Source organism: Mesorhizobium sp. M7A.F.Ca.US.005.03.2.1, from assembly GCF_003997795.1.
Lineage (GTDB): Bacteria > Pseudomonadota > Alphaproteobacteria > Rhizobiales > Rhizobiaceae > Mesorhizobium > Mesorhizobium ciceri.
The window spans coordinates 1-7,672 of record NZ_RZRP01000234.1 but is presented as its reverse complement, the minus strand read 5'-3'; the positions used below and the strand labels follow the sequence as shown (position 1 = coordinate 7,672).

The following is a 7,672-nucleotide window of genomic DNA, read 5'->3' as shown; positions in this document are numbered from 1 at the left end:
GGATAGCGCGGGCAGGGCGGCCGACTATGTGGCAAGTCCAGAGTTCGCCACGTCAGGCAGTGACGCACGATTTGCGCGTCTGTTCGACTTCATGAGCGCGCCGGCAAAACGCGCGCCAGCAGCATCGAAGACACAGGAAAAGGCTTGGGCACCGCACGACAGATCCGTGCGAGCCAAGATCACCGACACAGGAAAAGTGTTTACGCTTGCCCTGAAGGCCAAGGAAGCCTCGCCGTTCGGAGCGTTCATAACCGATCGGCTGGACGAGCTTTTCGAGGCTTTTCGGCAATCGGAAACAGCCAAGAAAACAGGAGACTGAAACCGCAAAAGAAAAAGGCCCCCGAACGTCGCCGTCGCGGAAGCCCTTCTCGTCTGTAGCAAGCTGAGAATCGCACTTCCCCGAATCACTGTCAAGAGTCGTGGCGCCATTTCGGCGAGCAGATTTCTTTTGCCTGATTGAAAGGCGAGGGAAATGGAGAGTGGGTTTGCGACGACGCCCTTTGGGCGGCGGCCGATGACGCTTGCGTTGGTGAAAGCCAACACGGCGTCAAGGCAGATACCTCAGGGGTCTGTCGTCGAGAAATGGCAGGTTTATCGGTGGCTGTGCGAGGGCAAGTCGATTGTCGGCGTCGGCGATCGCGCCCTGGCGGTGCTCAGCGGGCTTTTGACGTTTTATCCAGACGACCAGATCAGCGAGGAAAACGGGTTGATGGTCTTTCCGTCCAACGCTCAGCTATCGCTGCGGGCGCACGGCATGGCCGATTCCACGCTGCGCAGGAACCTGGCGGAACTGGTAAGTTGCGGCCTCATCATCCGCAGGGACAGCGCCAACGGCAAAAGATTTGCCCGCAAAGGGCCGGGCGGGGCTGTGGTGGAGGCCTTCGGCTTCTCCCTGGCCCCGTTGATCACCAGGGCAGCGGAGTTTCAGCAGGCGGCCGACCAGGTTCGAGCCGACGGTCGGGCGCTCAGACTGATGCGGGAGCGCATCACGCTGCACCGCCGCGACATCCATAAGCTGATCGAGGCCGCTGTCGAGGAGGATGTGCCCGGGGACTGGGGAACGCTGTGGAAGCGGTTCCGGGCCATTGTGGACGCAATTCCACGCCGGGCAGGCCTGTCGGAGCTGGAAGGGGTCGTCGCCGAGCTGGTAGAGCTGCACGAAGCGGTCAACAAGATGCTGGAAAGCTTCACAAATGCCAAGAATCCTAGCGGCAATGAGTCCCATAATGAGCGGCAGCAATCTGATTCAAACACAGACTCCACTTTTGTATTTGAACCGGCTTTCGAGAAAAGCAGGGCGGAGGCCGAGCCAACATCCCACCCGCCCGAGAAGCCGAAAGGCTACCCGATTGGACTGGTGCTGCGGGCCTGTCCCGATATTGCCGACTATGCCGTCAACGGGATCGGAAGCTGGCGCGACTTGATGATGACCGCCGCCCAGGTGCGAGGGTACCTTGGCGTGTCGCCTTCAGCCTATGAGGAGGCTTGCCATGTGATGGGCCAGGAAGTTGCCGCGATCGTGATCGCCTGCATTCTGCAAAGAGCGCAGCATATCAACTCGGCTGGCGGTTATCTGCGCGTGCTGACCGAAAAGGCAAAAGCGGGTGAGTTTTCTGTTGGACCTATGCTCATGGCGGCGCTGAAAGCCAATGGCGCGTCAGCACGGATGACCGGATGAGCGTGGGCAAGGCAAGATATCGCGGGGCAGCGGCGTAAGGATGTGACCGGTGCTGTTGAGGTGGCCTGGCACATTCCCACCTGTCGGCGGGGTTTGCGGCGCGGCCACTGAACGGGTTCGTTCTTGAAAACAGTCTACAAGTGCCATATCTTTTGCACACGAAATATGACTCCCGATATGGTAGGATGAACACCATGGGCCAGGCACTCAAGATAGCCGAGCAGAATGGACCTCTCATCTTGTCCTACATGGACCGGAATGGGAAGATTGCGATTGGGCAGGTCGCGGACGGTTTTGGCATGTCCAAAGGCCAGTTGGCCCAGACTGCAGGTCTTGCGCGCGAGACGCTTTATCGGTCAGAGCGTAGCGCCACGGGAAAGACCCAGGGGCGTCTGCGAGAAATGCTCGAGATCATCAGCCGGGTGACGGATTGGGCGGGTGGCAAGGAGCAGGCGATGGCCTGGTATCGGGCTCAGCCGCTTCCGGCATTTGGGGGACGCACCGCTGAGGCGCTGGTGAAGGACGGCAAGGCAGCAGCGGTCCGTGATTATCTCGATCACATGGCCGTTGGCGGGTTTGCGTGAGGTTCGTCGGAACCTGCTACCGCGCACATGATCCACGTTGGGCATTCAAGCCGACTTCCGGCGAAGGAGCGGCGATCAGAGGTGCGCGATTTAATCCCAAAGGCGTGCCGGCGCTCTATTTGGCGCTGACCATCATGACAGCGGTCAAGGAAGCCAACCAGGGGTTCGCGCACCGGATCGATCCGTGCGTGCTGTGTTCCTATGAGATCGACTGCGATGACATCGTTGATCTGACAACAGACGAGGGCAGGGGAGAATTTTCTATCGCGCTCGAAGAGATGGCCTGCGCCTGGGCGACGGCGCTCAGCGACGGAGAGCGCCCAGCGTCCTGGTCCATCTACGACCGCTTGCGACCTCGAAATATTGCCGGCATCGTGGTCCCAAGTTTCGCGCCGAGCGCCGAGATGGAGGATCGTAACCTGGTCCTTTGGGACTGGGGCCCGGGTCTACCGCACAAGGTGGCTGTATTCGACCCCAGTGGTCGGCTGCCGAGGGATCAGCTGTCTTGGCGATAGACCGATCCGCCAGGGGAGGGGGCCTACAGTCCACTGGCCCTGGTGAGATTGACGCGAAACCGGTCCCTGCGCCGCTGGTAGCGGCGGGTCATTTCGGCCGACGTATGGCCAAGCTGCTTTTGAACGTAACGCTCGTCGACCTCAGCCGATGAGGCAAGACCGGCGCGCAAGGAATGACCGGAAAATTTCTCTGCACGATCGCCTTCGGACAGGTCGCCACGAACCCCGGCTGCGAGGGCGGTGCGTTTGACCAGCCGCGCCACTTCCTGGTCGTTGAGCCGCTCGGCTGCAACTGCTTTGCCGTTTCCGGTGACGCGTCGAAACAACGGCCCATGGCCGACCCTCGCCAGTTTCAGCCAGGTTTGCACCGCCACAACCGGGCATGTGGCATCGGACGAGCCACGGCCGATCTCGACCTCGCGCCAGCCGGTCTTTCCGCGCAATGCGACGAGAACGCCTTTGTCCAAAACCTCGATCCAGCCGCGGCCGTCCTGGGTTTGGTCCCTGGCAACGTCCAGGCCAACGATTTCAGAACGCCGCAGGCCGCCGGCGAAACCCAACAGGAGCATGGCGCGGTCGCGCAGGCCGCGCAACGTTCCACGGTCAAGGGTCTCGAGCATGGCAATCAGGTCTTCAGTCAGAATGGCTTCCTTTTGCCGGGGAGGGGAGGCGTGGGTGTTGCGAATGCCGGCCAGCACAGTGGCGATATGCCGGTCCTTCCTGTCCAATGGCTGGCCACGCTGAGAAAAATTCCAGGTGATCGAGGAGAGACGTCGCTCGATGGTCGAGACGGCGTTCGGCTTCTTGTCGCCCGTCACCTTACCGGACGCGCAGGCCGTGATGTAAAGGCCAACGACCTGCGGGTCGGGCGGCAACACATCGAGATGCTGGCGGCGCGCCCAGGCGCAAAAATGCTTCCAATCGGCGGCGTAGGCGCGCCGGGTGTTCGCCGAGCTTGCTGCCTCGACGTAATCGCGCGCGCGCTCGGCGAGCCCTTCCAGGTGCGCCGGCAGGGGAGGGGCGTTTTGCGGCTCGCAGGGTGCCTGCGCCATTTCCATGACGATATCGACAATATCAGGCAAGTCGTCGGCTGGAGGCGAGGGAGGGGAGGTGCTGGCGATCGCGGTCGTGCTGTGGGACGGCACTGAGCTGTCCTCAGGACGATTTTCGCGGCTCAGGTCGACGATAGGGGCCATTCTGCTAGCATGGCTTGTAACGAACGATAATGCAACATTATCATTCATTATATCTGCACGACAGGCTGTGCGTTTCGGTGCGAAAATCATAGCGCAAAGCGCACGCGCGCTTTACCCTCCAAAATCATGATTCGCCTCGATCCCGCGACCGCCAGCTCCTCTGCGCCGCCCTCCGTTCCGGCGTGGGCGCTCGCGTCCGGCCGTGACGCCAGCGAGATCGACGCCGCCTTCCAGGCCGGCGCCGCCTTGGCGTCGCTGGACGCACTTGCCCGGGCGCAGCCCGCCTGGGCCGGCGCCTGGCGCCAGCGGCTGGCGCTTCGCTGTGCCGCCGCCAGCATGCGGCTCGCCGGCCGGGCCGTGGACGCGGCCGCCCTGCGCGACGCCTGGCACCTGCGCCCGCCCGGCGCCGATCCCGGCCCCGCCGGCGCTATTTTGGGCGGCTGGCGGCAATTGGCAGCGCAGCCGCCCGTTGCCAGCGCCGATCGGCTCGAAAAGATCGTCGAGATGCTCGGATTCCACTGGGACGGTTCCGCGCTCGCCGCGCTTTCTACGGAGATCGAAAACCTGGCGGCACCGCAGCGGCCGGCGCCGTTCGCCGCGGCGGCGATCGCCGCGCACGTCGTCGCCGTACGCCCCGACTGCGAGCTTTTGGCCTGGTGGCTGGCCGACCTGGTGCTGGCGCAAAGCCTGCGCTGGCCGCGGCCGCTACCGCTGCTCATGGCCCTGGCTTTTGCTCCGGCCTTCCGCGCCGAGGCGGGAGGGACCAGACTCCGGCCGGGCGGCGAAGCGTTCGAGCGGGCACTTTGCCTGGCGCTGGTTCAGGCGGCGGCGGACGCGTGCCGGCTGGCGGCCGAGCTGTCGCGTCGCGCGGAGCGGCTCATCGCCGTCGCACCGAAGCTCAGGGCGAAGGGGGCGGGCGATGTGATCCAAAGACTGCTCGACGACGACGCCGTCTCCGGATCGCTAACGACCAAAAGCCTGTCGCGCTTTGCGGCGCGACGCCTTTTCGATCGGCTGCAACAATTGGATGCCGTGCGCGAGCTCTCCGGCCGCACCACCTTTCGACTTTTTGGGCTGTAGGGATGAGCGAAGCGTCTGCCCGCCGCAAGCCGAACGAACAGCCTGTGTTGGTCGACACGGAACTGGACCACCTGCCGCCGGAGCTGCGCTGGCGCGAGTGGATGGGCCGCGTCGAAGCGGTGATCTTTGCCGCCAGCGAACCAGTAACACGTAGTGTCCTCGCGCGGGTGGTGGGAAAAAACTGCAATCTCGAGCTGATCATCGACGACATCCGCGCCGAACTGTCCGGCCGCCCCTACGAGCTGGTCGCGGTCGCCGGCGGCTGGCAGCACCGGACCAAAAAGGTTTTTGGCGACGTCATCCATGCCGCGTTCGGCACAGCGGCGGGGCAGGGCACAAAAGAGTTGTCGCAGGCGGAGGCGCTGGTGCTGATGTGCATCGCTTATTTTCAGCCGATTACCCGTGGCGAACTGTCTTCCTTCTTCGGCAAGGAGGTGTCGCGCGATCTGATCGGCGTGCTGCGCGCGCAGGAGCTGATCGCCTCAGGGCCGCGCAGTCCACAGCCCGGAGCGCCTTATACCTATGTGACGACGAAGACTTTCCTGTCGCAGTTCGGGCTCGACACGCTGCGCCAGCTGCCGGATTTCGAGGCGCTCGAAGACGCTGGGCTGCTGTCGAAGGAGAAGCTGCTGGCCGGCGATATTCCCGACGGTTTGGCTAACAGGGAGGACGAGGGCGATGCCGTTGAGGACCAGATGTCGTGAGCGGGCGTTGTTCGCGTTGCGACCACAGAGACTATCGATGACTCAGGACCAGGACGACTGGTCGTGCGGCAGCCGGTCATCGGGAACCGCGACATGGTCGCCGTCGACGAGATTGGCCGGAAAGATCACCAGATTGGTGCCGCCGGCGTGACGCAGCGACGGGAACAGGATGCCGCGAAGCCCGGCCGTGATGATCAGGTCCGCGAGCTTCCACGATGGCGGGATTTTCTTGTCGATGCGAGCGATCTGGCGCCAGGCACAATCCCATTCCCTCCAGGCACTGTGCCCACCTCTTCAGCAATAACTTCGAAGCGGGCCAGGCTCGACAACCCAAAGCTGGTCGAGAGGGCAACGTCAGTCGCGTCCCGGCCCGTTGCCATCAGGATTCTTCCGATGCGAGGGTGGTTGTGCCGAGCGTCGAAGGTGAACCAATGACCACCGAGATAGGCTTGGAACCAGGCGCTGAAATCCATCGGATCTGGCACGGGCGGGACCCCGATATCCCCCAGATAACCCGTACAATAGCGCGCCGGAATGTTCATGCAGCGACAGATGAGCAAAGTCACGGCAAACACCGGTTCGATCGAGGAAGCCGCCATGAGCTGTGCGCAGCGCGTCGGCGTTCTGGTAGCTGAACGCTATGTGATTGTGAACGAAATCGCAGATTGCCTGGACGCGAGCCCATCCAGGCCTTGTGTTGCCAAAGGTCGCCCAGGCGAAATCCCCGAGACGATCGGTGTCGCAGTACCGGCTTCCTAGAAGGAAAGTTAGTACTTCATCCGGCAGGTCTTTTATATCGTGTTGTATGGCCTCGGGGGCGACGATGTCCGGATTGCCGCTGTCGTAGATTTCAAAGGTGGTTGAAATCGTCGTCAATCCAGCAGGGGCCTCGATCCTTGTGCAGGCATTGCCGAAACTGTCGATGTAGCCCCTTGCTTCGATCGGCCGATCAAAGCCAATCACCTGTTCCGTCAGCAGGTCGACCCGACGTGACGGGTGGATTTCCAGAACGAGAAGCATCGGCGTTGGCTTAGGACACTCGTAGGTGAGATTGTAACCTGCGCGTATCCGCATCGTCGCTCCAAATGTTCTTGATTGAGGAGACGGCCAAACTCCGCTTTGACGAATCGGTTCCACCACATTCATTGGGCGAGGGTTCTGGTCTGATTATTCCCTGGTAACTTTCACCTCGACGTCCATGCCCAAAAAACTCGAAGCGCTTCCCGAGTAGCTGCCGGAAAGAGGGATCGCCTGTCGCGGGTGTCGAGCGACTGCCACCCTGATCAGTTCCCGATTACCGACAATGCCATTGGTCGGATCGAACTCGACCCAACCGGCTCCAGGCAAATAGACCTGGCACCAGGCGTGGGTCGATCCTCCACCTCGTACCTCCAACTTGTCTCGGGTTGGAACGTAGATATATCCGGTCACGAAACGCGCAGCGAAACCAAGCGATCGAACAGCTTCCATCATGAACAGTGCGAAGTCACGGCATGTGCCTCGCCGCAGATGTAGCGTGACAAGAGGCGGTTGTGTCCCGGGTTCCGTTCGACGGGAATACACAAAGCTTTCGTGGATGGCATAGCAGAGTGTCATCAACAGTGTGCCCGTCTCTGTCTTGCCACCGGCACTCAAGAATTGTCGTGCCCATTTTCCAATCTCGTCCCCTTCGTCGGGATGATGGCGCTCGATGGTCTGGGAAAGGTCGGTTGCTTCGTCAGATTCGTATGAAAACGGATAGCTGAGTGCTGCTTCGTCGATGCGAAAATCGGGCGCGTGCTGAGGCGTATGATCAAGCCGAATGGCTGTTTCGAAGTGCAGTGCTTTAGCTGCCCCCTTGAAATCGAGCACGGCAACGCAGTTTCCAAAAACGTCGTGGATCCAACGGAGCTCTTTCGGCTCGGGATCAATGACC

The 7,672-nt window shown here is 61.8% G+C and carries 8 protein-coding genes and 2 pseudogenes; 6 read left to right on the top strand and 4 right to left on the bottom strand.

Annotation, left to right across the window (positions count from 1 at the left end):
* From EN991_RS15120 to EN991_RS15105, 4 genes are all read left to right on the top strand, one after another.
* Nucleotides 1–319: plasmid partitioning protein RepB C-terminal domain-containing protein (locus EN991_RS15120; RefSeq protein ID WP_281040697.1), on the top strand; the 319-nt coding region annotated here is incomplete at its 5' end.
* Nucleotides 320–472: 153 nt separating this feature from the next.
* Entirely contained in the window at nucleotides 473–1,678 is a 1,206-nt protein-coding gene (gene repC, locus EN991_RS15115; RefSeq protein WP_127369049.1) for a plasmid replication protein RepC, read from the top strand.
* A 194-nt stretch (nucleotides 1,679–1,872) separates the two neighbouring features.
* Complete coding sequence (locus EN991_RS15110) at nucleotides 1,873–2,262, top strand: MbcA/ParS/Xre antitoxin family protein (RefSeq protein ID WP_127369048.1); 390 nt, start codon at nucleotides 1,873–1,875, stop codon at nucleotides 2,260–2,262.
* On the top strand, nucleotides 2,259–2,777 hold the full coding sequence (locus EN991_RS15105; RefSeq protein ID WP_127369047.1) for an RES family NAD+ phosphorylase: 519 nt from the start codon (nucleotides 2,259–2,261) through the stop codon (nucleotides 2,775–2,777). Before EN991_RS15110 ends, EN991_RS15105 begins: the two co-directional genes overlap by 4 nt.
* Before the next feature lie 23 nt (nucleotides 2,778–2,800).
* On the opposite strand, the gene EN991_RS15100 is transcribed toward EN991_RS15105, so the two are convergent.
* Nucleotides 2,801–3,973 carry a site-specific integrase gene (locus tag EN991_RS15100; protein ID WP_127369046.1) on the bottom strand — a complete coding sequence of 391 codons (1,173 nt, stop codon included), beginning with the start codon at nucleotides 3,971–3,973 and terminating at the stop codon, nucleotides 2,801–2,803.
* A 126-nt stretch (nucleotides 3,974–4,099) separates the two neighbouring features.
* On the opposite strand from EN991_RS15100, the gene EN991_RS15095 reads away from it, so the two are divergent.
* Nucleotides 4,100–5,053, top strand: coding sequence for a DUF1403 family protein (locus tag EN991_RS15095; protein WP_127369045.1), 954 nt, complete (start codon nucleotides 4,100–4,102; stop codon nucleotides 5,051–5,053).
* A gap of 2 nt (nucleotides 5,054–5,055) precedes the next feature.
* On the top strand, nucleotides 5,056–5,757 hold the full coding sequence (locus EN991_RS15090; protein WP_127369044.1) for an SMC-Scp complex subunit ScpB: 702 nt from the start codon (nucleotides 5,056–5,058) through the stop codon (nucleotides 5,755–5,757).
* 42 nt (nucleotides 5,758–5,799) lie between these two features.
* Here the strand turns inward: EN991_RS15090 and EN991_RS40865 are convergent.
* The 3 genes and pseudogenes from EN991_RS40865 to EN991_RS15075 all read right to left on the bottom strand — a co-directional run.
* Nucleotides 5,800–6,009: pseudogene (locus tag EN991_RS40865) on the bottom strand (RES family NAD+ phosphorylase); the annotation flags it as partial.
* Nucleotides 5,952–6,831, bottom strand: a pseudogene (locus tag EN991_RS15080) (transglutaminase family protein). The pseudogenes EN991_RS40865 and EN991_RS15080, both read right to left, overlap by 58 nt.
* 93 nt (nucleotides 6,832–6,924) lie before the next feature.
* Nucleotides 6,925–7,668 (bottom strand): transglutaminase family protein, encoded by a 744-nt coding sequence (locus EN991_RS15075; protein WP_245460970.1) that lies wholly within the window; start codon nucleotides 7,666–7,668, stop codon nucleotides 6,925–6,927.
* Nucleotides 7,669–7,672 lie beyond the last annotated feature (4 nt).